Raw genomic sequence first — 23289 nt, forward strand, 5'->3', positions numbered from 1 at the left:
GGACGAAACGCCGACTTGCCGAAAGACGCTGGACGAGAATGCCTGGATAGGGTACCCCCCTATCCTATGAGCCACACCACGCGCAAAAAGCGAAGCCTGCTTGCCAGGGTTCGTCGACTGAAGGGACAGATGGAGGCGATCGAGCGCGCGCTCGAGGCGGAGGCCGAATGCGCCGAGATCCTGAACCAGGTTGCTTCGGTGCGCGGCGCCATATCGGGGCTGACCGCAGAGCTCATCGAGGACCACCTGCGGGAGCATGTGCTGGAGGCGACGGAAGACGCGGCCCGCGCCAAGGGTGCTGCCGAACTCATGAATGTAGTGAGGACCTATCTGAAATGACCTCGACGCATGTGCAGCAAGGCGGCCATGACCACGTCTTTCTCGGTGACGATCACGACCGCAACGAACACAGGACATGGCTCGTCATTGCGCTGACCGCCACGATGATGGTGGCCGAGATCGCGGCCGGAACCATATTCGGCTCGATGGCCCTGGTGGCGGACGGCTGGCACATGTCGACCCACGCGGCCGCGATGCTGATCGCCGTTCTCGCTTATGGCTTTGCGCGCAGGAACGCGCACAATCCGCGCTTCACCTTCGGCACCGGCAAGGTCGGCGACCTCGCTGCGTTCGCCAGCGCGATCGTGCTGGCGCTGGTCGCGGTCATGATCGCCTGGGAAAGCGTCCTCCGTCTGCGGACGCCCCTGCCGATCAACGTGACGCAGGCGATGGCCGTTGCGGTGCTGGGGCTGGCCGTCAACCTGATAAGCGCATGGCTCCTGCGCGGCGACCACCACCATCATCATGGTCACGACCACGGACATCATCATGACCATGAAGGGCATGATCACGACCATCACGCTTCCGGTCATCGTGCGCGCGACAACAATTTGCACGCCGCCTACATGCACGTTCTGGCGGACGCGCTGACCTCAGTGCTGGCGATCGTCGCCCTGCTGGCCGCCGGCCTGTATGGCTGGGTGTGGCTCGATCCCGCGATGGGGATCGTCGGCGCGCTGGTGATCGCGCGCTGGTCCTGGGGGCTGATCCGCGACGCCGGCGGCGTGCTTCTGGACTACGGCGCTTCCGACGCCGAACTTTCCCGCGAGATCCGGGAGGCGGTGGAGACGTCCACCGAACGCATCACCGACCTGCACGTCTGGCAGCTCGGCCCCGGACATCACGGCGCGATCATCGCGCTCGCCTCGTCGGAGCCGCAGGCGCCCTCCCACTATCGCGAAAAGCTTGCCGCCATCCACGAGCTGTCGCACGTGACCGTCGAGGTGGAGCCCCTCCGCGCCTAGGCTGCCGCGGGACGGCGTCCTGCGGCGGTCGCGAGCTCGCGGATTCCCGGCTCGATATGCTGCAGCGCGATGGACGAGATGCCGAGCCGCATGAAGCGCGCCGGCTTGTCTGCGCGGTCGAAGAAGCGGTCGCCGGGCTCGATGATGACGCTGCGAGCCGCCGCCTGCGCGGCGAGGTCGCGCGCATCGGTGCCGCGAGGGCCTTCGAGCCAGAGCGAGGTGCCGCCGGCCGAATCCGTGGCGCGCCAGTCGGGCAGGAAGGCCGAGATCGCCTGCACCAGCCGCTTGCGCCGCTCGTCGAAGGCCGACGACAGCCGCCGCACCAGCGCCTCGTGGTGGCCGAGCGACAGGAACAGCGCGACGGCGCGCTGGTTGTTGGCCGGCGGGTGGCGCAGCATGAAGCGGCGCAGCGCGCGAAGCTCCGCGATCAGCCCGGCGGAGGCGACGATGTAGCCAAGCCGCAGGCCCGGCGCCAAAGTCTTCGACATCGAGCCGACATAGATGACGCGGCCCGAGCGGTCGATGCTCTTCAGCGCCTGCTGCGGCGCCTCGTCGAGCAGCTGGCTGTCATAGCCGTCCTCGATGATGATCTGGTTGTTGCGGGCGGCGCGGGCGAGCAGGTCCTGGCGGCGCTCGTTGGAAAGCGGCACCATGGTCGGGCAATGGTGACTGGGCGTCACGAAGACGAAGTCCGCGTCGCTGGCGATGGAGGAGGTGACGATGCCCTCTCCGTCGACCGGCGTCGGCAGCGCGTCGGCGCCGGCGAGCCTGAAGATCGAGCGCGCATCGGGATAGCCCGGATCCTCCATCGCGACCTTGGTGCCCTTGCTCATCAGCAGCGTGGCGAGCATGTAGAGCGCGTTCTGGGCGCCGAGCGTCACGATGATCTCGTCGGGATTGGCGAAGATGCCGCGCCGCGGCAGCAGCCGCGCCTGGATCTGCTCGATCAGCAGCGGATCGTCGCGATCCACCATGTCGGCCGCCCAGTTGCGGATCTCGAGCACGGCGAGCGCCATGCGGTTGCACTCGCGCCATTCGGCGGTCGGGAACAGAGCCGGGTCGAACTGGCCGTAGACGAACGGATAGGACGACTTGATCCAGTTGCCGTGCTTGGCCGGCGGCGGCATCTCGCTAGCCGCGATCTTGCGGCGCGCCTTCCAGTCGATGTCGTTGGAATTGTCATTGGCCTTCTGGGCAGGCCTTGCCGGCGTGGCGAGCACTTCCGGGTTGACGAAGTGGCCGCGCCGCTCGCGGGCGACGAGGAAACCCTGGTCCACCAACTGCTGGAAGGCGAGCACGACGGTGCCGCGGGCGACGCCAAGCTTTTCAGCGAGGATGCGGCAGGAGGGCAGCGGCATTGAGGCGGCGATCTGGCGGTCGAGGATCGCGGCGACGATCGCCTGACGAATCTGCGCCTGAAGTGTCTGCCCGGATTCCGCCGAGATGCGGAACAGCCCGGACCATATCGCTGCGTCGTTTCGCTGTGGCATGGTGTGCTCCTTGCCTAACGCTCCCAGGAATTGGCCCCAGTGATTAGTAGTCGTGGTCCAAACGGTTGCGCCAATGAATTTTTCTAATCGTTACGATTTATGCCAGTGATGCATCCCTCTCTGGCACAGACAAAGTGCCACATGGGATATCGGGACCGCCGCATCCTCGCCGGCGGCCTCGGCAAGGCTGGAGCTCGCCTTTCGCAGTTGCGAAAAGCTCTGCTATGGTGGCGTCGGGCGAAAATCTCGAGGAGTTTCCAGTGGCAGACAGCTCGTTTCAGGCCAGGCTTGCGGCGCTCAAGAACCATCACGTGGATGTGCCGAGCGATATGCGCGCAGCCTTTGCCGCCGATCCCGAGCGATTCGAAAAGTTCTCACTCGCCGACGGCGACCTGCTGCTCGACTGGTCGAAATGCGCGGTGACCGAGAAGACGATGGAGCTGCTCGCCGCGGCGGCCGCGGCCGCCGGTGTCGAGAAGCGGCGCGAGGCGATGTTTTCCGGCGAGAAGATCAATATTACCGAGAATCGCGCCGTGCTGCACACGGCGCTCCGCCAGCCGAAGGGCGCGAAGGTGCTGGTCGACGGGCACGATGTCGTGCCTGATGTCCACGCCGTGCTCGACGCGATGCAGAAATTCTCCGACGCGGTGCGCTCCGGCGAGGCCAAGGGGGCGACCGGCAAAAAGATCACCGACATCGTCAACATCGGCATCGGCGGCTCCGACCTCGGCCCGGTCATGGCGACGCTGGCGCTGGCGCCGTGGCATGACGGGCCGCGCGCCCACTACGTGTCCAACATCGACGGCGCGCATATCCACGACACGCTGAAGGGCCTGTCGCCGGAGACGACGCTTTTCATCATCGCGTCGAAGACCTTCACCACGGTCGAGACGATGACCAACGCCGAGACTGCCAAGCGCTGGATCGTCTCGAAGCTCGGCGAGGGCGCCGTCGCCAACCATTTCGCTGCCGTCTCGACCGCGCTCGACCTCGTCGCGAAATTCGGCATCGCGAAGGACCGAGTCTTCGGCTTCTGGGACTGGGTCGGCGGCCGCTATTCGCTGTGGGGCGCCATCGGCCTGCCGATCATGATTGCCGTGGGCGCGAAAAACTTCCGCGACTTCCTCGCCGGCGCGCATGAGATGGACGAGCATTTCCGCACCGCGCCGCTGTTGAAGAACCTGCCGGTGGTCATGGGACTGGTCGGCTACTGGCACCGGGTGGTCTGCGGCTATCCGGCGCGCGCCGTCATCCCTTACGACCAGCGCCTGTCGCGCTTTCCCGCCTATCTGCAGCAGCTCGACATGGAATCGAACGGCAAGCATGTGACGTTGCAGGGCAGCAAGGCGGCGACGCCGACCGGGCCGCTGGTCTGGGGCGAGCCCGGCACCAACGGCCAGCACGCTTTCTTCCAGCTCCTGCACCAGGGCACCGACGTTATCCCGATCGAGTTCCTGGCCGCTGCCGTCGGCCACGAGCCGGACCTGAAGCACCACCACGACCTCCTGCTCTCCAACGTGCTCGCGCAGTCGGCGGCGCTGATGAAGGGCCGCACGCTGGATGAGGCCAGGAAGCAGATGCTGGCCAAGGGCATGAAGCCGGAAGACGTCGAGAAGATCGCGCCGCATCGGGTGTTCACCGGCAACCGCCCCTCGGTGACGATCCTCTACAAGTCGCTCGACCCGAAAACGCTCGGCCGGCTGATCGCGCTTTACGAGCACCGCGTCTTCGTCGAGGGCACGATGTTCGACATCAACTCCTTCGACCAGTGGGGCGTCGAACTCGGCAAGGAGCTGGCGACCGAACTGCTGCCCGTCGTCGAGGGCAAGGAGGATGTAGCGAGCCACGACGCCTCGACGGCGGGGCTGGTGCAGCATATTAAGCGTCTGAGCTAGGACAGGTGCGGTCGTCGCACCGCATCAATCTCGGGACATTCGAACTTGGCGGAAATAAAAGGCATCCTGTTCGACAAGGACGGGACTTTGGTCGACTTTCAGCAGACCTGGTACGCGCTGGCGGACCTGATGGCGTTGCATGCCGCCGACGGCGACCGCACGCGCGCCGACGCGCTGATGGTCAAGGCCGGCTACGACTATGACAGGCATTGCTTCCGCGCTGATTCCGTCTTCGCCGCCGGCACCAACGCCGACATCGTGGCGCTCTGGTATCCGTCGGCCGACGAGGCCCGCCGCAGGGAGATGACAACCTATTTCGACACCTTCACGGCGGAGCAGGGCGCGCTGCAGTCGGTGCCGCTGCCGGGCAGTCAGGAGGCGATCGCCAGCCTGCATCGCGCCGGCTTCCGGATGGGCGTGGCGACCAACGATTCGACCGGCGGCGCGGAGAAGACGCTCTTGGCGTTGGGCATCGCGCAGATGTTCGACGCGGCCTACGGCTATGACGCGGTCGCCAACCCGAAGCCGGCGCCCGACACGATCCAGGCTTTCAGCGACCTGACCGGACTGAAGCCCGCCGAGATCGCCATGGTCGGCGACAACAGGCACGATCTCGAAATGGCCAAGGCCGGCGGTGCCGGGCTCGCAGTCGGCGTGTTGTCGGGCACCGGCACGCGCGAGTCGCTGGCGCCGCTCGCCGATGTCGTGCTCGACTCGATCGTCGAACTGCCGGGATATCTCAACGGCCGCGGCTGACCTTCCCCGGCCCGCTCACGAGGTGAACCAGTAGCGGGTCACGTGGAAGAAGAGCGGCGCCGCGAAGGTGAGCGAATCGACACGGTCGAGCACGCCGCCATGCCCTTCGATGATGTAGCCCCAGTCCTTCGCCTTGAGGTCGCGCTTGATGGCCGAGAGCACGAAGCCGCCGAAGAAGCCGGCGACCACGATGACGGTGCTGACTGCGGCGGCCTGCAGCGGCGAGAACGGCGTCATCCGGTGGAGCATCGTGCCGACCAGGATGGCCGAGAGGCCGCCGCCGACCAGTCCTTCGATGGTCTTGTTGGGGCTGATGTTGGGCGAGAAGCGGTGCTTGCCGATCAGCTTGCCCCAGACATACTGGAAGACGTCGCTGAGCTGCACCACGATGATCAGGTAGACGATGAGCAGCGCGCTCGGCACGCCGGTGTCGAGCATCAGCAGCGCCGGCGCGTGGCTGATCGCGAAGACCGTCAGCATCAGTCCCCATTGCACCTTGGCGCTGCGCGCCAGGAACTCGTTGGTGTCGCCCATCAGCGTGGCGACCGCCGGCAAAAGCAGGAAGGCGTAGACCGGGATGAAGATGATGAACATGCCGTACCATTCGATGGCGAGCAGATAATAATGGTAGGGCAGCACGACGAAGAAGGAGAGGAAGAGCGCGTAATGGTCGCCGCGCCGCGACGGCGTCAGCGTCCAGAACTCGCGCAGCGCCATGAAGGAGAGGATGGCGAAGAGGACGACGGTGGCTGTGTGCCCGGCGAGGATGGCGCCGCCGACGACCAGCACCATCACCCACCAGGAGCGGGTGCGGGCATTGAGGTTGCGCACGGTGGCGATGGATTCGGGTTTCGTCGCCCGGTGTTCGAGCACGGCGCCGACGAGCGAGGCGAGCGCGAGCAGCACGACGATGCCGGCCAGCACTCCGAACAGGGTTTCCTTCACGGGCGCACCGCCTGGCTGTTGTCCACGGGGGCTGCCGGGACGGGACGCGTCACGTCGAGCGCCAGCACTGCCGCGCGGGCGCGGCCGAGGAAGGCCGCCTTCTCCTCGCCGGGCTGGAGGCGCAGCGGCGCGCCGAAGCGCGCCGTGCAGGTGATGGGCACAGGCAGCATGCTGCCCTTGGGCAATATCCGCCTGAGATTGTCGAGATAGACCGGAACCAGCTCGATGTCGGGGAAGCGCTGGGCGAGGCGGAAGATGCCCGAGCGAAACTCGGCGACCTCGTCGCCCTCCGCGCGTGTGCCTTCCGGGAAGATGAGGATCGACTGGCCGCGTTCGAGCAGGCGTTCCACCGGCTCCAGCGGATTGGTGCCGGGCTCGGGCTTGCGGTCGATCAGCACCGCGCGGACGATCGTCTCGGCGATGAAGCGGTGGACCTTCGTCTTGCCCCAATAGTCGCGCGCGGCGACGGGATGGGTGCGGCGGCGCACCTGCCAGGGCAGGGCGGCCATGACGGCGACGGTGTCGACATGGCTGCCATGGTTGGCGAAATAGATGCGGCGGGTCGGCTTCGGCGTGCAGCCCAGCCATTCGCTGCGCGCGCCGACGGCGATGCGCACCAGCGCGATCAGGAAGCGCCTGAAGAATACGGCCGCTTCGGTTTTTGCGGTCGCGACGTTCATGGCGTCTTCTGCTCGAGCTTGCGGGCGATGGCCACCGTGCGGGTGACGCAGGTGACCAGCGAGCCGGCGGCGATGACAGCGGCAGTGACGGCCAGAGGCCACAGGGACGCGGTGAAGAACGAGAGAACCGCCTGGGCGACGAGGCCTGCCGTGAGCGCCGCCATGCGCCGCTGCTTGGCCATGACGCCGCTGAAATCCTGCGGGAGGCCGAGCGAGCCGCCGAAGACCCGGACATAGGCGGTGAGCGCCGCGAGCAGCGCACAGGCCCAGCCGAGCCAGGGCAGGCCGGCGGCATAGCCCAGCGGCACCAGGAAGAGCGTGTCGGCGATGCGGTCGGGGAACTCGTTGTAGAGCGCGCCGACGGCCGACTTGCGGCCGCCTTCGATCGCCACCATGCCGTCCAGCAGGTTGCAGACGAGGCGAAGCTGGACGCAGAGGGCGGCGCCGAGCAGGGCCAGCCAATGATCGGGATGGAGGATGAGCGCCCCGCCGATCGCGGCAAACAGGACCGACGTCACCGAGATCGCATTGGGCGTCACGCCCGAGCGCGCCAGCCACGCCGAGAGCGCCACCGCCCACCCGGACGACCGCGCCGCGATCGGGCGGCGCGCGGTTTCTTCTTGCAGCGGCATCGACACCCCTCGCCAACGCAGGCTTACTATATTGAAGGGCCGCACCGGAGCAAGCAGGCGAGGCCGCGCCAGTGCCTCACAACATGCCTGGCCGGAACTGCGATCTGCGGTGGATGATCTTGCCCGACACCATGAACACGCCGTCGCCGGTATAGTGCAGCGTCTCAGGGTGCTTCGGCGACTTGGCGACATGCGCCTTCACCACCTCGAAAATGAAGAGATTGTACTTGTCGACCAGCGCGTCGTCGTGGATGCGGCACTCGAAGCTGGCGTGGCACTCGCTGATTAGCGGCGCATCGACCTTGGCGGCCGTCTGTGCGGTCAGGCCGAATTCCTCGAACTTGTCGATCTCGGCGCCCGACGAATTGCCGATGGCGATGACCTCGTCGGTCAGCTTCGTCGTCGGCAGGTTGATGACGCATTCGCCGCTCTTGCGGATCATCTCGTGGCTGTGGTTGCCGCCGGAGATCAGGCAGCCGAGCAGCGAGGGCATGAATTCCATGACCATGTGCCAGCCCATGGTCATGATGTTGTTCCTGCCGCCCCACCGCGATGAGACCAGCACGATCGGGCCGGGCTCCAGATATTGGCGCACGCGCTCGACCGGGAAGTCTTCTTTTCTGGGCATTGCTACTCCGCTGGGCAGGTTCGCTCCCATGAACCTGCCGCGGCGAACCCTCTTTTCAAGCCCGCTATCCCCTCAGCTCCCGACGCAGGATCTTGCCCACCGGCGTCTTCGGCAGTTCGGTGCGGAACTCGATATGCCTGGGGCGCTTGTAGCCGGTGAAGTTCTCGCGGCAGTAGGCCATCAGGTCCTCGCTCGTGAGATTGGGGTCCTTGCGCACCACGAAGATTTTCGGGACCTCTCCGGAATTCTCGTCGGGCACGCCGATTGCCGCCACCTCGAGCACGCCGGGATGCAGCGCCACGACCTCCTCCAGCTCATTCGGATAGACGTTGAAGCCGGAGACCAGGATCATGTCCTTCTTGCGGTCGACGATCTTGGTGTAGCCGCGCTCGTCCATGAAGCCCATGTCGCCGGACTTGAAGAAACCGTCCGCCGTCATGACCTTGGCGGTCTCTTCCGGGCGCTGCCAGTAGCCGACCATCACCTGCGGCCCACGGATGCAGATTTCGCCGACCTCGCCGAGCGGCATCGGGTTGCCATCGTCGTCGCGGATCGAGATGTCGGTCGACGGCAGCGGCAGGCCGATCGTGCCGGTGAACTCGGAGCCGCTCACCCTGTTGGCGGTCGCCACCGGCGATGTCTCGGAGAGCCCGTAGCCTTCCGTGATGTTGTTGCCGGTCAGCTTCCGCCAGCGGTCGGCTACGCCCTTCTGGATCGCCATGCCGCCGCCGAGCGACAGCACCAGATGGCTGAAATCGAGTTTTCTGAAATCCTCGTTGTTGAGCAGCGCGTTGAACAGCGTGTTGAGGCCCGGGAAGATGTTGAACTTGTACTTCGCGAGTTCCTTCACGAATCCCGGAATGTCGCGCGGGTTGGGGATGAGCACGTTGAGCGCGCCCTGCTGCATGCCCATCATCGCGTTCACCGTCAGCGCGAAGATGTGATAGAGCGGCAGCGCGCAGACGAAGACTTGGTTCTCCGGCTTCGGCCTCGCCGTATAGGCATCCTCCACCCAGACGCTGAGCTGCTCGACATTGGCGAGCACGTTGCGGTGGGTGAGCGTCGCCCCTTTCGAGATGCCGGTCGTGCCGCCGGTATATTGCAGGAAGGCCACCGCCTCGGCGTCGACAGGCACCGGGCTGAGTTGGCGCGCCGCGCCGTCCTTCAGCGCCGCGTTGAAGGCGACATGGCCGGGCAGCGACCAGGCCGGCACCAGCTTCTTCACCCGCCTGACCACCAGATTGACGAGCAGGCCCTTGAGGCCGAGCATGTCGCCCATGGTCGCGACGACGACGTGCTTGACCGGGGTCTTGGCGATCACCGTCTGCAGGGTCTTGGCGAAGTTCTCCAGGATGACGATCGCCTCGGCGCCGGAATCCTTGAGCTGGTGCTCCAGTTCGCGCGGCGTGTAGAGCGGATTGACGTTCACCACGGTGTACCCGGCCCGCAGCGTGCCCATCATGACGACGGGATATTGCAGCACGTTGGGCATCATGATCGCCACGCGAGCGCCTTTGGCGAGCCCCTTCGCCTGCAGCCAGGCTCCGAACGCCGCCGAATACCGCTCGAGTTCGCCGAAGCTGATCGATTTGCCCATGCAGGCGAAGGCAGGACGGTCCGCATGCTGCTTGCAGATGCCGGCCAGGAAGTCGCCGATCGAGCCCGCCGGAGGGGTGATCTCGGCCGGTACGTTGGCCGGATAGCTTTTCAGCCAGGGCTTGCCGGGATGGGGGGCTGGCGCGCCCGCCGAAGCCTGCGCCTTGCCAGCCTCGGGCTCGCCTGCGTCCTTGCCGGCGCCCATGCTTGTCGTTTCCGCCAATTGCTCCTCCCTCGCGGTTTCCGCATTGGCCGCCCGGGCGCCGGTTCCCTGTGTTTTCCGGCCAGCTCCGGGAGGATTCCGGAAACGGCTGCTTCCACTATGTATGGCTATGGGCATCGGACAAGCAAGTCTCGCCGGGAAAGGCTTGCGACAAAGGAATGTGATCGGCCTGCGTGCGACGAAAAGCGAATTTCGACCGCGAAACAACGGGTTTAGAGAAAATTTTTCTGTTGACCGTGCGGCATCGGGCGGGGAGTTCCAATAGTGGCGAAAGGATGATTATATGCGCGCTTTCCGGCCTAACGGGGCTTGGAACAAAGATCAGGGAGACCTTAATGTTCAAGAAAACCACTTTTGCGGCCGCGTTGCTGGCCGCAACCGTGATGAGTGGTATGGCGAGCGCAAAAACGTTCGTCTATTGCTCTGAAGCTTCGCCGGAGGGTTTCGACCCCGGCCTTTACACTGGTGGCAACACGTTCGACGCGACCGCCCACCCGATCTTCAACCGTCTTCTGGAATTCAAGAAAGGCACGACCGAAGTCGAGCCCGGCCTGGCTGAAAGCTACGAGGTTTCCGACGACGGTCTGCAGTATACCTTCAAGCTTCGTCCGGGTGTGAAGTTCCACACCACCGAATACTTCACGCCGACCCGCGACCTCAACGCCGACGACGTGATCTTCTCCTACGAGCGCCAGTGGAAGGCGGACAATCCCTGGAACAAATATGTCGAAGGCGGCTCCTGGGAATATTTCGCTGGCATGGGCTTCCCTGACCTGCTGCAGTCGATCGAGAAGGTCGACGACCTGACGGTGAAGTTCACGCTGAAGCGCAAGGAAGCGCCGTTCCTCGCCAACGTCGCGATGCCCTTCGCCTCGATCGTCTCGAAGGAATATGCCGACAAGCTGCAGGCCGACGGCAAGATGAACCAGATGAACCAGCTGCCGGTCGGCACCGGCCCGTTCACCTTCGTCGGCTACCAGCAGGACGCGGTGATCCGCTACAAGAAGAACGCCGAATATTGGGGCGAGGCTCCGAAGATCGACGATCTCGTCTTCGCCATCACCACCGACGCCTCGGTGCGCTACCAGAAGCTCAAGGCCAACGAGTGCCAGCTGATCCCCTATCCGAACGCGGCCGACGTGGCGGCGATCAAGGCGGATCCCAACCTCAAGGTTTCCGAGCAGGAAGGCCTGAACGTCGCCTACCTCGCCTACAACACGCTGACGCCGCCCTTCGACAAGGTCGAGGTGCGCAAGGCGCTGAACCAGGCGATCAACAAGCAGGCGATCGTCGACTCGGTGTTCCAGGGCGCCGCGACGGTGGCCAAGAACCCGATCCCGCCGACTATGTGGTCCTATAACGACGCGGTCGAGGACGATAAGTACGATCCGGAGGCGGCCAAGGCTGCTCTCGAAGCCGCCGGCGTCAAGGATCTCCAGATGAAGATCTGGGCGATGCCGGTCGCGCGCCCCTACATGCTGAACGCCCGCCGCGCGGCGGAGCTGATCCAGTCCGACTTCGAAAAGGTCGGCGTCAAGGTCGAGATCGTCTCCATGGACTGGGGTGAGTATCTCGAGAAGTCGAGCGCCAAGGACCGCGACGGCGCCGTGATCCTCGGCTGGACCGGCGACAACGGCGATCCGGACAACTTCCTCGACACGCTGCTCGGCTGCGACGCCGTCGGCGGCAACAACCGCGCCCAGTGGTGCAACCAGGAGTTCGACGACCTCGTCACCAAGGCGAAGGAAGCGAGCGACCAGGCCGAGCGCACCAAGCTCTACGAAGAGGCGCAGGTCGTCTTCAAGCGCGAGGCGCCGTGGGCCACCCTCGACCATTCGCTGGCGATCGTGCCGATGCGCAAGAACGTCGAGGGCTTCGTGCAGAGCCCGCTCGGCGACTTCACCTTCGCGACCGTCGACATCGTCGAGTGATGGTCGTCGGATAGACGGGAGGGGCGTTCGCTGCGCGAACGCCCCTTTTCGTTATAGTTTCTTGGTCCGGCCGGCGTGACGTCGGCCTCCGCAGATGCGGTTCTGGGGCTCTCTATGTTTCGCTTTTTCCTTGGGCGGCTCGCGGTCCTGATCCCCACCTTCATCGGGGTCTCGATCATCGCCTTCTCCTTCATCCGGCTGCTGCCGGGCGATCCCGTCGCGCTGCTGTCCGGCGAGCGCGTCATGTCGCCGGAGCGTCATGCCGAAATATCGCATCAGCTCGGTTATGACCGGCCGATCGTGATCCAGTATCTCGATTATCTCTGGGGCATCCTGCACGGCGATTTCGGCACTTCTATCACCACCAAGAGCCCCGTACTCGACCAGTTCCTCGACCTGTTCCCGGCAACTCTCGAACTCTCGCTTTGCGCCATCCTCTTCGCCATCCTGCTCGGCATCCCGGCCGGCGTCTTCGCCGCGATCAAGCGCGGCTCGATCTTCGACCAGATGATCATGGGCACGGCGCTGATCGGCTTCTCCATGCCGATCTTCTGGTGGGGCCTGCTGCTGATCATTCTCTTCTCCGGCATCCTCGGATGGACGCCGGTTTCCGGCCGCATCTCGCTGATGTTCTTCTTCCCGTCCGTCACCGGTTTCATGCTGATCGACTCGCTGCTGTCGGGCCAGGAGGGCGCCTTCAAGTCGGCGGTGAGCCACCTCATCCTGCCGACCATCGTGCTCGGCACCATTCCGCTCGCTGTCATCGCTCGCCAGACCCGCTCGGCCATGCTCGAAGTGCTGTCGGAAGACTATGTGCGCACGGCCCGCGCCAAGGGCCTGTCGGCCTTCCGGGTCGTCGGCATGCATGCGCTGCGCAACGCCATGATCCCGGTCGTCACCACGATCGGCCTGCAGGTCGGCGTCATGCTCGCCGGCGCGATCCTCACCGAGTCGATCTTCTCCTGGCCGGGCATCGGCAAGTGGATGGTCGATTCCGTCTTCAAGCGCGACTACCCGGTGATCCAGGGCGGCCTTCTGATCATCGCCGGCATCATCATGCTGGTGAACCTTCTGGTCGACCTGCTCTACGGCCTGATCAACCCGCGCATCAGGCACTGAGAGGACCCATGGCAGACGCTGTAACGAACACTCCCGGTCCCGTCTCGGTCGATCCGTCGCGCCGCGCCCGGCTCGCCGAGTTCTGGTACTATTTCTCCGAGAACCGCGGCGCGGTGATCGGCCTCTTCTTCTTCCTCTTCCTGATCCTGCTGGCGGTCTTCGCGCCGCTGATCGCCCCGCATGCGCCGCAGGCGCAGTACCGCGACGCAACGCTGGTGCCGCCCTTCTGGCAGGAAGGCGGCAGCACCACCTTCCTGCTCGGCACCGATCCGGTCGGCCGCGACATCCTTTCCAGGCTTATCTACGGCACCCGCTTCTCGCTCTTCATCGGCGTCATCGTCACCACGCTCGCGCTGATCGGCGGCATAGTGCTCGGCGTCGTCGCAGGCTATTTCCGCGGCTGGGTCGACACCGTGATCATGCGCCTGATGGATATCATCCTGGCCTTCCCGTCGCTGCTTCTGGCGCTGGTGCTGGTCGCCGTGCTCGGGCCTGGCCTGATCAACGCGATGATCGCCATCGCGCTGGTCTTCCAGCCGCATTTCGTGCGCCTGACGCGCGCCGCGGTGATGACGGAGAAGAACCGCGACTACGTCGTGGCGGCGAAGGTCGCCGGCGCCGGGCCGCTCAGGCTGATGTTCAAGACCATCCTGCCCAACTGCATGGCGCCGCTGATCGTGCAGGCGACGCTCTCCTTCTCCAACGCCATCCTGGACGCTGCCGCACTCGGCTTCCTCGGCATGGGCGCGCAGCCGCCGACGCCGGAATGGGGCACCATGCTTGCCGAGGCGCGCGAGTTCATCCTGCGCGCCTGGTGGGTGGTGACGCTACCCGGCCTAGCCATCCTGGTCACCGTGCTGGCGATCAACCTGATGGGCGACGGGCTGCGCGATGCGCTCGACCCGAAGCTGAAGAGGAGCTGAGCCATGGCGCTTCTCGAGATAGAAAACCTGGTTGTCGAGTTCGAGACGGCGAGCGGCATGTTCCGTGCGGTCGACGGCGTCTCGATCAAGGTCGACCGCCACGAGGTGCTGGCGATCGTCGGCGAATCCGGTTCCGGCAAGTCGGTGTCGATGCTGGCCGTCATGGGCCTGCTGCCATGGACGGCCAAGGTCACCGCCGACAGGATGACGTTCGACGGCGCCGACCTGCTGAAGCTCTCGCCCAGGGAACGGCGCAAGATCGTCGGCAAGGACATGGCGATGATCTTCCAGGAGCCGATGGCGAGCCTGAACCCGTGCTTCACCGTCGGCTTCCAGATCGAGGAAGTGCTGAAGGTGCATATGGGCATGGAGCGCGCGGCGCGGCGTGCCCGCGCCATCGAGTTGCTGACGCTTGTCGGCATCCCCGAGCCTGCGCAGCGCCTGTCGAGCTTCCCGCACCAGATGTCGGGCGGTCAAAGCCAGCGCGTCATGATCGCGATGGCGCTCGCCTGCAATCCGAAGCTGCTGATTGCCGACGAGCCGACGACGGCGCTCGACGTGACGATCCAGAAGCAGATCCTCGACCTGCTGGTGCGTCTGCAGGCCGAATACGGCATGGCGCTGATCATGATCACCCACAATATGGGCGTGGTCGCTGAAACCGCGGATCGGGTCATCGTCCAGTACAAGGGCAAGAAGATGGAGGAGGCCGACGTGCTTTCCCTCTTCGAGAACCCGAAAAGCAACTACACGCGGGCCTTGCTCTCGGCGCTGCCCGAGAATGCGACCGGCGACCGGCTGCCGACCATAGACGGCTTCCTGATGGAGGCCGAGCAGGCGGCCGTGAACACGCCGATGATGGAGCCGCCGCTATGACCGCCACCGTTCTCCAGGCGAAGAACATCGTCCGCGATTATCATGTCGGCGGCGGCATGTTCTCCAAGCCGCGCACCATCCATGCGGTGAAAGGCGTCAGCTTCTCGGTCGAGAAGGGCCGGACGCTCGCCATCGTCGGCGAGTCGGGCTGCGGGAAATCGACGCTGGCCCGCATCATCACCATGATCGATGCGCCGACCGCAGGCGAACTCTTCATCGACGGCCGGCAGGTCGATATCGCCAAGGACGGGCTGACGCCGGAGATGCGCCGCAAGGTTCAGATCGTCTTCCAGAACCCCTACGGCTCGCTCAACCCGCGCCAGAAGATCGGCGACGTTCTCGGCGAGCCGCTGCTGATCAATACCCATGTCGGCGCGGAGGAACGGCGCGAGCGGGCGATGGCGATGCTGAAGAAGGTCGGCCTGCAGCCCGAGCACTATCACCGTTACCCGCACATGTTCTCCGGCGGCCAGCGCCAGCGTATCGCGATCGCACGCGCGCTGATGCTCAATCCGAGCCTGCTCGTGCTCGACGAGCCGGTGTCGGCGCTCGACCTTTCGGTGCAGGCGCAGGTCCTCAACCTGCTCGCCGACCTGCAGGACGAGTTCCAGCTCACCTATGTCTTCATCAGCCACGACCTTTCGGTCGTGCGCTACATCGCCGACGAGGTGATGGTCATGTATTACGGCGAGGCGGTAGAGTACGGCTCCCGCGACGAGGTCTTCTCCGACCCGAAGCACAGCTATACCAAGACGCTGTTCGCGGCGACGCCTCGGGCCGACGTGGAGAGCATCAAGGCGCGGCTGGCCAGGAAGAAGGCGGCGGCCTGAGTTTCGGATAATTCCTTCCGGCCTTTGGAACCCGATCGCCCCTCAGGCATTTACACCCTCGGGTCAGTCGACCGGTCGGGGGGTGCTGTTTGCCGGAACATCATGAAAGACATCCGTTTCTGACAGGAGGCGGTGAGGCGGCGGATATCATCGCGGGGTTTGACTGGGCATCGACTTCGATCGGACCGATCGAAGCCTGGCCGCTCAGCCGCAGATCGGCGATCTCGTTCATCCTCCGCTCGCCGGTGCCGATCGTCACTCTGTGGGGCGAGGACGGCATAATGATCTACAATGACGGCTATTCCGGCTTCGCCGGCGGCCGTCACCCCAGCCTGTTCGGCTCCCGGGTCCGCGAGGGCTGGCCGGAGGTGGCCGACTTCAACGACAACATCATGAAGGTCGTGCTGGGCACGGGCCGGACGCTCGCCTATCGCGATCAGGTGCTGACGCTAGCGCGCCACGACGGCATGCCCGAGCAGGTCTGGCTCAACCTCGACTACTCGCCGCTGCTCGACGAGGAGGGGAAGCCGGCCGCCGTCATGGCGATCGTCGTCGAGATCACCGACAAGATAAAGGCCGAGCGCGAGCTCGAGGCCGAGCGGGAAAGCCTGCGCCGGATGTTCGAGCAGGCTCCCGGCTTCATCGCGGTGACGGCCGGCCCGAAGCACAAGTTCACCATGGTGAACAATGCCTACGACACGCTGGTCGGCCATCGCGACGTGGTCGGCAAGACGGTCGCGGAAGCGCTTCCGGAGGTGACGGCGCAAGGCTTCGTGTCGTTGCTCGACCAGGTCTACCGCACCGGCGAGCCTTTCGTCGGGCGCGCCGCCAGGCTCGAACTTCAAGGGCAGGGCGGCGACATAGACGAGCGCTACCTCGACTTCATCTACCAACCGATCGTCGCCGACGGCGGGCGGATCACCGGCGTCTTCCTCCAGGGCCACGACGTCACCGAGCAGAAGCGCATCGAGACCGCGCTGCGCGAGAGCGAGGAACGCTTCCGGCTCGTCGCCGAGAATGCGCCCGTCATGCTGTGGATGGGCGACCAGCAGGGACGCTGCGTCTATCTCAACAAGGCGCAGCGCGACTTCTGGGGCGTTGCCGCGGACGGGGTCGACGCCTTCGACTGGTTTGCCACGGTGCATCCTGACGACCACAAGCTGATGGCCCCGTTCCAGGATGCCATGCGCACGCATACGCCCTTCACGGTCGAGACCAGGATGCGGCGGGCCGACGGCCGCACGCGCACCGTCCGCACCAATGCCCAGCCGCGCTTCGGGCCGCGCCGCGAGTTCGTTGGCATGATCGGCGTCAATGTCGACGTGACGCGTTCGCGCCGGACTGAGAATGCGATCCGCAGCGAGTCGCGCAAGCTGACGATCCTCAACCGTTCCGGCGCGGAGATCGCGGCCGAGCTCGACATCGACCGCATCGTGCAGATCGTCACCGACGCCTGCACCGAGCTGGTCGGCGCGCAGTTCGGATCGTTCTTCTACAATGTCACCGACGACAAGGGCGAGAGCTACATGCTCTACGCCCTGTCGGGCGTGCCGCGCGAAGCCTTCTCGAAATTTCCGATGCCGCGCAATACGGCGGTCTTCAGCCCGACCTTTAAGGGCGAGGGCGTGGTGCGCTCGGACGACATCCTGCTCGACCCGCGCTATGGCCGGAGCGCGCCTCATTACGGCATGCCGGAAGGCCATCTGCCGGTCAGGAGCTATCTCGCCGTTCCGGTGACCTCGCGCTGGGGCGAGGTGATCGGCGGTCTGTTCTTCGGCCATGCCGAACCCGGCAGGTTCAAGGCCGAGCATGAGGAGATTTTGAGCGGCATCGCCGGCCAGGCGGCGACGGCGATCGACAATGCGCGTCTCTTCCAGGCGGTCGAGCGCGAGCTTGCCGAAAGGAAGCGCGCCGAAGGGGCGCTGCAGACCCTGAACGCGACCCTGGAGCAGCGCGTTCTGGAAGAGGTGCAGGAGCGCTCCAAGGCCGAGGAGCAACTGCGCCAGATGCACAAGATGGAGGCGGTCGGGCAGTTGACCGGCGGCATCGCGCACGATTTCAACAACATGTTGGCCGTCATCATCGGCGGCCTGAACCTGCTGCAGCGCAAGCTTTCCAAGGGCGAGACCGATGTCGAGCGCTTCGTCGAGGGGGCGATCGACGGTGCCCAGCGCGCCGCCGCGCTCACGCAGCGCCTGCTCGCCTTTTCGCGCCAGCAGCCGCTGTCGCCGGAGCCGCTCAGCGCCAACCGCATGGTGTCGGACATGTCGGAGATCCTTGTGCGCACGCTCGGCGAGCCGATCGCCGTTCAGACCGTGCTTGCCGCAGGGCTTTGGCAGATCAAGGCCGACCCCGGCCAGTTGGAGAATGCGATCCTCAACCTGTCCGTCAACGCCCGCGACGCCATGCCGGCGGGCGGCAAGCTGACGATCGAGACCTCGAACGCCTTTGTCGACGACGCCTTCGCGCGCGAATTCGCCATACCGCCCGGCCAATATGTGCTGATCGCGGTCGCCGACAGCGGCGCCGGCATGGCGCCGGACGTGATGGCGAAAGCCTTCGACCCGTTCTACACGACCAAGGGGGTTGGCAAGGGCACCGGGCTGGGATTGAGCCAGGTCTACGGTTTCGTCCGCCAGTCGGGCGGCCATGTGAAGATCTATTCGGAAGTCGGCGTCGGCACCACGGTCAAGATCTACCTGCCGCGCCATTATGGCGAGACGCCCGCCGACGACGCCAGGGAGAGCATGGCCGCAACGCATCGCGGCCTGGCCAGCGAGATCGTCATGGTCGTCGAGGACGAGGACCGCGTGCGCGCCGTTTCGGCCGAGGCGCTGCGCGATCTCGGCTACACGGTGCTCGAAATGTCCGGGCCCTTGGAGGCGCTAAAGATGTTCGATGCGGGCAGGAAGGTCTCGCTTCTGTTCACCGACGTGGTGATGCCCGAGATGTCGGGGCGCGAACTGGCCGACCGGGCCCGCGCCCTGCAGCCGGACCTGAAGGTGCTCTACACGACCGGCTACACGCGCAACGCCATCGTGCACAACGGCATCCTCGATCCCGGCACCAACCTGCTCACCAAGCCGTTCAGCATAGACGAACTGGCGTTGAAGGCGCGGAAGCTGCTCGACGAGTAGCGCCGACGAGCTGTGGTTTGGAAGGGGCCTGAAAAAGGGCGGCGGGAGCCCTCGAGATAACGGTTGGGAGCGTCCGCGGACCACCCGTAGGGACGCTCCCACACCGCCCCTCAACCCCCCGCCGAGTCAGGGAACCGGGATCAGTTTGGTGGCGCGCATATTTGCATCGCCGCTATTCGACCAGCAGCCCCCAAATGGGTTAGGCGGGGCTGATTTTTCGCGGAAAGGCACGTCATTCTTGTGGGGTTGCCGACTCCGGCCTGCCGATCACCGTCCAGAACAGCGGCGGCCCGCCCTCGACCCGCACCTCGATATACTCGGCTCCGATGTCGGGAGGCTTTGTCGTCACGCCGAGCGCACGGGCCAGATACCAGGACCGGATCGTGACCTTCACGGGGTGGTCCTGCGCTCCGGCAGGGCCTTGCGGCGGCAGATTTTTCATGAAGGACAATGCGCCTTCGGCTGCCGGGTTCCATTGGATGCGCCATCGGTCATGCGCCGTCGTCTGCGCAAATGCGCGCCGGTATCTCGGCCTTTCATTCGTCCTTCCCGGATTCCTGCGGCACCAGCTTGATCCTGCTGTAGGGAGGCGGAAGGCCACGTTCGCGGATGGCGGCGTCGGCGGCCACGAGCATCTCGTCCCGGCAATCGATATCGTCGACGAAGCTCGGAACCCAGTACCGGACCGTATAGCGCACGCCGTGGGTGTCGTAGGAAAGCGCGCGCACGTCCGGCTTCAGGGATTTCATCACCGACTTCGTCGAGGCCGCCGCCGTCGCCAGCAGTTCCTTGCCCTGGCTCACGGATATATCGTGGCCGAGCACGATTTCCAGCGTGGCCCGATAGTGCCTCTTCGGGGCGCTGAAATTGGTCATGCGTTGCCGTGAAATCTGGCTGTTGGGAAGGATCATGTAGGTGTCGTTGCGGGTCAGGAGGCGTGTGGTCCTCCACCCGATCTCGATGACCTTGCCGCGAATGGTGCCGTCTATCTCGATCCAGTCCCCGATCCTGAACGGGGCTTCGAGCCCAAGCGCGACCCCCGACAGCACGTCGGCGAGCACGTTGCGGATGGCAAAGCCGAGGATGGCGATTATCAATCCCGAGCTGGCGAGCGCGCCGCCCGCCGACTGGCCGAGCAGCATCGCGATCGTGGCGGCCGTTGCGGCGAGAAAGAGGGCGGCCGTTATCAATTCTCCGAGGAGCTTTGGTACCTTCCGGCTTCCGTTCCTGTTCTTTCGAAGGACGGCCACGATAATTCGCGCCAGCAGCCAGGCGCCGGAAAAATAGAGGAAGGTCATGCTGATGCGGTGCGCCAGCATCCTGTCTGCTTCCGGCGCGAAATGCTGGAACAGCGGCTCCAGGGACGCATATGCGGCGATCGACGCGGCAAACAGCAGGACGGGCCACAGGAAGTAGCGAAACTGGCTCAGGTTCTTCACGCGGCAGTTTCCTTCTCATCAACCGTCCGTCGGAATGGACCGGCTTCCCATGGGCGGCGATGAAAGACAATCACGGAAAGCGACATGGCGGTCGCGGGAAAGCCGTTCGCCAGCTTAGCGGCGTCGACCGTCTTTCAAAACTGCCGGCTGACGAATGGAACGACCCTGAAGCACCGCGTTCCATCGACGATGGTCAACGCACTCTGCGGCGACCGAGGTCAGCCCTGGAACGCCGCTAAGGCATTGGTTTTGTGTGGTGCTTGCCTAGGCGAACCTAGTGAAACGCTGGCTGTTTTTTGGCCGTCGCGGTCGAAGCAGGCTCGGTCAGCGTACCGTCGATGGTGCTGTAAATGCCGATTACGTCCATCAAAAGCGCAAGCGGCAGCGCCATCGGTTCCCCGCCGGCGCGGGCAACCCTGGCCATTGCCAGACGCTCGACCGCGAGAGCATGCAGCCGCAGGATGGCGCACCTGCCACTCTCGAGATTCCGATAGTCGGCAAGCGACAGGCCCAGTTCCTCAGCCATTTCAGTTTGGCTAAGGCCCAGGCTCTTCCGCATGGACAACAAGTGAGCCGGCGTCACGGCGAACAACTCCCGCCAAGATCCTACTATTGCGCAGAGATGTCGGTTACAAAATTGGACTAACGTCGATAGTATTATCGGGCCAAAGTCAGGTACGGCAGACGACGGCGAGGCGCGTTAGGGTCGCGAACGGTAATCCTTCCGCGGCTTGACCAGATTGGCCAGCAGCAGGCCGGCGACGATGAAGCCGGCGCCCGCCAGGTCGAAGCCGTGCGGGTTTTCGCCGAGCAGCAGGTAGGCGAGCAGCACCACGAAGACCGATTGGAGATAGAGCAGCATCGAGGCGCGGCCGGCGCCCAGCGTCTCCACGCTGCGGTTGTAGAGGTAGTACATCAGCGCGCCGCCCGGCCCCGCGACATAGGCGAGCGCGATGAGCCCGTCGGCATGCAGCGCCGAGCGTTCGCCCTGCGCCAGTTCCCAGAGATAAAGCGGCAGCGCCGCCAGCGCGCCGGCGCCCAGCAAGAGCACCACCAGCGGCAGAAGCTCGAGCTGGAACTTCGATCGGCGCAGCATGACCGTGTAGACCGCCCAGCAGAGCGCGCTGCCCGCCACCAGCAACTCACCCCGGTTGAGCTCCATGCGGAACACCGCGGCCGGGTCGCCGCGCGTCACGATCACCAACATCCCAGCGAGCGCCAGCACCGCGCCCACCGCCTGCCACGGGCCTAGCGCCTCGCCCAGAACGATGCGCGCCAGCACCATGGTCATGACGGGCGATAGCGCCATGATGATGCCCGCCGTGGTGGCGCCGGTGTAGTTGAGCCCGGTGAAGATCATGCCCTGGCAGAGCGTCAGGCCCACCGCGCCGATGACGATGATCTCCAGGGCGCGCGTCCTCACCAGGCCGATCATGTCGGCGTGGTGGCGGTGGACGATCGGCAGCAGGATAGCGCAGGCCAAAGCCAGCCGCCAGAAGCAGAGCGCCCAGGGCGGCATTTCGGGGGCCGCCCATTTGGCGGCGATGTAGACACCGGCCGACAGCAACCAGCCCAGCACGGCGGTGGCATAGGCGGACGCCATCCGCGGCGAGGCCGTCATCCCCGGCGCGGCGGGCTGGGCAATCGGAACCGCGTGCATGGCCGTCCCCCTGACGACGACAAACGGCGCCAGTCTATCGCGACTCCGTTCCGCCGACGAGGGGGAGCGGGAGGCCAACGCGCGCAAACGAGTGCGGCCGGTTCAGGATGGTCAGGGCGTATGAAGTGCAGGACAAAAGGGCGTCGACCCTGGATCATCGCGCCGATGTGCGGAACATTGGTTGTCTGGTGCCGCTTGCGTGACTCGAACACGCGACCCCATCATTACGAATGATGTGCTCTACCAACTGAGCTAAAGCGGCCCGCGCACGGCGCGAGGCCGGCGGAGTGCGCGCGTGATAGCCGCATTGCGGCGTGAATTCAAGTCGAGCGCTGCTGCTGTTCGAAAAATCACGTTGACGCTCGATTTCGCCGCTTAACATCTGGCTCGCGTCGATCTATGGAACATCCAAAGCGCTTTGGAGAAGAAGATGACGATCAGGGCGGTGGTCTGGGGCGAGAATGTCCATGAGCAGACGAGCGAAGTGGTGCGCTCGATCTATCCCGACGGCATGCACGGGACGATCGCTTCCGCCCTGCGGCAGGACAAGGCCATAGAGGTCTCCACCGCGACCCTTCAGGAGCCCGAGCACGGGCTTTCAGCCGAACGGCTCGCCGGGACGGACGTGCTGCTCTGGTGGGGACATGCCGCGCATGGCGACGTCGAGGACGAGGTCGTCGAGCGGGTCGCGCGCCGCGTCTGGGAGGGGATGGGGCTGATCGTGCTGCATTCCGGGCATTATTCGAAGATATTCAAGCGGCTGATGGGCACGCCCTGTTCGCTGAAATGGCGCGAGGCCGGCGAGCGCGAGCGCGCCTGGGCGATCAATCGCGGCCACCCGATCGCGCAAGGAGTCGGCGAGTGCATCGAGATCGCCGAGACCGAGATGTATGGCGAGCCCTTCGCCGTGCCGGAGCCGATGGAGACGGTGTTCGTGTCCTGGTACGAAGGCGGCGAGGTTTTCCGCTCGGGCATGACCTGGCAGCGTGGCGCCGGCAGGATCTTCTACTTTTCGCCCGGCCACGAGACCTATCCGATCTATCACAACGAGGGCGTGCGCCAGGTGCTGCGCAATGCCGTGCACTGGGCCTGCAACCCCACTCCGGCCTGGACTGCCATCACCGAGGCGCCGAACGTGCCGGTGGCGAAGGCGAAGGAAAAGATCGTCCAGAAGGGCGCGCGCCTGCATGCCGACGGCGACAAGGGACTGAACTGAGCGCCCCCG

General features: G+C 65.1%; 21 protein-coding genes and 1 tRNA gene. 11 read left to right on the forward strand and 11 right to left on the reverse strand.

The window, feature by feature from the left end; genetic code table 11:
• Positions 1-66: 66 nt before the first annotated feature.
• Together D8676_RS03990 and dmeF are read left to right on the forward strand one after the other, a co-directional pair.
• Positions 67-339 carry a metal/formaldehyde-sensitive transcriptional repressor gene (locus D8676_RS03990; protein WP_121579514.1) on the forward strand — a complete coding sequence of 91 codons (273 nt, stop codon included), beginning with the start codon at positions 67-69 and terminating at the stop codon, positions 337-339.
• Complete coding sequence (gene dmeF / locus D8676_RS03995; protein WP_121579515.1) at positions 336-1304, forward strand: CDF family Co(II)/Ni(II) efflux transporter DmeF; 969 nt, start codon at positions 336-338, stop codon at positions 1302-1304. Before D8676_RS03990 ends, dmeF begins: the two co-directional genes overlap by 4 nt.
• Here dmeF and D8676_RS04000 read toward each other — a convergent pair.
• Positions 1301-2794: a PLP-dependent aminotransferase family protein gene (locus D8676_RS04000; protein WP_121579516.1), complete on the reverse strand. Its 1494-nt coding sequence runs from the start codon at positions 2792-2794 to the stop codon at positions 1301-1303. The two genes, dmeF and D8676_RS04000, sit on opposite strands and share 4 nt — an antisense overlap.
• A 260-nt stretch (positions 2795-3054) precedes the next feature.
• On the opposite strand from D8676_RS04000, the gene pgi reads away from it, so the two are divergent.
• Positions 3055-4689 carry a glucose-6-phosphate isomerase gene (gene pgi, locus D8676_RS04005; RefSeq protein ID WP_121579742.1) on the forward strand — a complete coding sequence of 545 codons (1635 nt, stop codon included), beginning with the start codon at positions 3055-3057 and terminating at the stop codon, positions 4687-4689.
• Between the two features lie 45 nt (positions 4690-4734).
• The gene (locus tag D8676_RS04010) at positions 4735-5445 is read left to right on the forward strand and encodes an HAD family hydrolase (protein ID WP_121579517.1); all 711 of its coding nucleotides are present in this window, start codon (positions 4735-4737) and stop codon (positions 5443-5445) included.
• A 15-nt stretch (positions 5446-5460) separates the two neighbouring features.
• Here D8676_RS04010 and D8676_RS04015 read toward each other — a convergent pair whose 3' ends face one another.
• From D8676_RS04015 to D8676_RS04035, 5 genes are all read right to left on the reverse strand, one after another.
• A complete protein-coding gene (locus D8676_RS04015; protein ID WP_121579518.1) occupies positions 5461-6390 on the reverse strand; it encodes a phosphatidate cytidylyltransferase in 930 nt (309 codons plus the stop codon).
• On the reverse strand, positions 6387-7070 hold the full coding sequence (locus D8676_RS04020; RefSeq protein ID WP_121579519.1) for a lysophospholipid acyltransferase family protein: 684 nt from the start codon (positions 7068-7070) through the stop codon (positions 6387-6389). Before D8676_RS04020 ends, D8676_RS04015 begins: the two co-directional genes overlap by 4 nt.
• Entirely contained in the window at positions 7067-7702 is a 636-nt protein-coding gene (locus D8676_RS04025; RefSeq protein WP_121579520.1) for a CDP-alcohol phosphatidyltransferase family protein, read from the reverse strand. Before D8676_RS04025 ends, D8676_RS04020 begins: the two co-directional genes overlap by 4 nt.
• A 76-nt stretch (positions 7703-7778) precedes the next feature.
• A complete protein-coding gene (locus tag D8676_RS04030) occupies positions 7779-8330 on the reverse strand; it encodes a flavin reductase family protein (protein WP_121579521.1) in 552 nt (183 codons plus the stop codon).
• Positions 8331-8394: 64 nt separating this feature from the next.
• Positions 8395-10149, reverse strand: coding sequence for a long-chain-fatty-acid--CoA ligase (locus D8676_RS04035; RefSeq protein ID WP_245426547.1), 1755 nt, complete (start codon positions 10147-10149; stop codon positions 8395-8397).
• 335 nt (positions 10150-10484) lie between these two features.
• Between D8676_RS04035 and D8676_RS04040 the strand changes: the two genes are divergently transcribed.
• The 6 genes from D8676_RS04040 (at position 10485) to D8676_RS04065 (ending at position 18965) form a co-directional block, all read left to right on the forward strand.
• Positions 10485-12080, forward strand: a complete 1596-nt coding sequence (locus D8676_RS04040) for an ABC transporter substrate-binding protein (protein ID WP_121579523.1) — start codon at positions 10485-10487, stop codon at positions 12078-12080.
• 114 nt (positions 12081-12194) lie between these two features.
• Positions 12195-13199, forward strand: a complete 1005-nt coding sequence (locus tag D8676_RS04045; protein WP_121579524.1) for an ABC transporter permease subunit — start codon at positions 12195-12197, stop codon at positions 13197-13199.
• An 8-nt stretch (positions 13200-13207) separates the two neighbouring features.
• Positions 13208-14122 (forward strand): ABC transporter permease subunit, encoded by a 915-nt coding sequence (locus tag D8676_RS04050; protein WP_121579525.1) that lies wholly within the window; start codon positions 13208-13210, stop codon positions 14120-14122.
• Between the two features lie 3 nt (positions 14123-14125).
• On the forward strand, positions 14126-14998 hold the full coding sequence (locus D8676_RS04055) for an ABC transporter ATP-binding protein (RefSeq protein ID WP_121579526.1): 873 nt from the start codon (positions 14126-14128) through the stop codon (positions 14996-14998).
• A complete protein-coding gene (locus D8676_RS04060) occupies positions 14995-15828 on the forward strand; it encodes a dipeptide ABC transporter ATP-binding protein (protein WP_121579527.1) in 834 nt (277 codons plus the stop codon). The genes D8676_RS04055 and D8676_RS04060 overlap by 4 nt, the downstream gene beginning before the upstream one ends.
• A gap of 89 nt (positions 15829-15917) precedes the next feature.
• On the forward strand, positions 15918-18965 hold the full coding sequence (locus D8676_RS04065) for a PAS domain S-box protein (protein WP_121579528.1): 3048 nt from the start codon (positions 15918-15920) through the stop codon (positions 18963-18965).
• A 232-nt stretch (positions 18966-19197) separates the two neighbouring features.
• On the opposite strand, the gene D8676_RS27215 is transcribed toward D8676_RS04065, so the two are convergent.
• The 5 genes from D8676_RS27215 to D8676_RS04090 form a co-directional block, all read right to left on the reverse strand.
• On the reverse strand, positions 19198-19359 hold the full coding sequence (locus D8676_RS27215) for a hypothetical protein (protein WP_183096965.1): 162 nt from the start codon (positions 19357-19359) through the stop codon (positions 19198-19200).
• 142 nt (positions 19360-19501) lie between these two features.
• On the reverse strand, positions 19502-20404 hold the full coding sequence (locus D8676_RS04075; protein WP_245426549.1) for a mechanosensitive ion channel family protein: 903 nt from the start codon (positions 20402-20404) through the stop codon (positions 19502-19504).
• 274 nt (positions 20405-20678) lie between these two features.
• Complete coding sequence (locus tag D8676_RS04080; RefSeq protein WP_281034270.1) at positions 20679-20963, reverse strand: helix-turn-helix transcriptional regulator; 285 nt, start codon at positions 20961-20963, stop codon at positions 20679-20681.
• A 141-nt stretch (positions 20964-21104) separates the two neighbouring features.
• On the reverse strand, positions 21105-22064 hold the full coding sequence (locus D8676_RS04085; protein WP_121579531.1) for a DMT family transporter: 960 nt from the start codon (positions 22062-22064) through the stop codon (positions 21105-21107).
• Between the two features lie 186 nt (positions 22065-22250).
• A tRNA-Thr gene (locus tag D8676_RS04090) sits at positions 22251-22326 on the reverse strand.
• Positions 22327-22494: 168 nt separating this feature from the next.
• On the opposite strand from D8676_RS04090, the gene D8676_RS04095 reads away from it, so the two are divergent.
• Entirely contained in the window at positions 22495-23280 is a 786-nt protein-coding gene (locus D8676_RS04095) for a ThuA domain-containing protein (RefSeq protein WP_121579744.1), read from the forward strand.
• Positions 23281-23289 lie beyond the last annotated feature (9 nt).

The organism is Mesorhizobium sp. YM1C-6-2 (assembly GCF_003666685.1).
GTDB lineage: Bacteria > Pseudomonadota > Alphaproteobacteria > Rhizobiales > Rhizobiaceae > Mesorhizobium_K.

Excerpts from the sequence above, each read along its gene's own strand:
- D8676_RS03990 (WP_121579514.1), top strand. The coding sequence starts at position 67 with ATGAGCCACACCACGCGCAAAAAGCGAAGCCTGCTTGCCAGGGTTCGT.
- dmeF (WP_121579515.1), top strand. The coding sequence starts at position 336 with ATGACCTCGACGCATGTGCAGCAAGGCGGCCATGACCACGTCTTTCTC.
- D8676_RS04000 (WP_121579516.1), bottom strand. The coding sequence starts at position 2,794 with ATGCCACAGCGAAACGACGCAGCGATATGGTCCGGGCTGTTCCGCATC.
- D8676_RS04020 (WP_121579519.1), bottom strand. The coding sequence starts at position 7,070 with ATGAACGTCGCGACCGCAAAAACCGAAGCGGCCGTATTCTTCAGGCGC.
- D8676_RS04025 (WP_121579520.1), bottom strand. The coding sequence starts at position 7,702 with ATGCCGCTGCAAGAAGAAACCGCGCGCCGCCCGATCGCGGCGCGGTCG.
- D8676_RS04030 (WP_121579521.1), bottom strand. The coding sequence starts at position 8,330 with ATGCCCAGAAAAGAAGACTTCCCGGTCGAGCGCGTGCGCCAATATCTG.
- D8676_RS04040 (WP_121579523.1), top strand. The coding sequence starts at position 10,485 with ATGTTCAAGAAAACCACTTTTGCGGCCGCGTTGCTGGCCGCAACCGTG.
- D8676_RS04045 (WP_121579524.1), top strand. The coding sequence starts at position 12,195 with ATGTTTCGCTTTTTCCTTGGGCGGCTCGCGGTCCTGATCCCCACCTTC.
- D8676_RS04050 (WP_121579525.1), top strand. The coding sequence starts at position 13,208 with ATGGCAGACGCTGTAACGAACACTCCCGGTCCCGTCTCGGTCGATCCG.
- D8676_RS04055 (WP_121579526.1), top strand. The coding sequence starts at position 14,126 with ATGGCGCTTCTCGAGATAGAAAACCTGGTTGTCGAGTTCGAGACGGCG.
- D8676_RS04060 (WP_121579527.1), top strand. The coding sequence starts at position 14,995 with ATGACCGCCACCGTTCTCCAGGCGAAGAACATCGTCCGCGATTATCAT.
- D8676_RS04080 (WP_281034270.1), bottom strand. The coding sequence starts at position 20,963 with ATGCGGAAGAGCCTGGGCCTTAGCCAAACTGAAATGGCTGAGGAACTG.
- D8676_RS04085 (WP_121579531.1), bottom strand. The coding sequence starts at position 22,064 with ATGCACGCGGTTCCGATTGCCCAGCCCGCCGCGCCGGGGATGACGGCC.
- D8676_RS04095 (WP_121579744.1), top strand. The coding sequence starts at position 22,495 with ATGACGATCAGGGCGGTGGTCTGGGGCGAGAATGTCCATGAGCAGACG.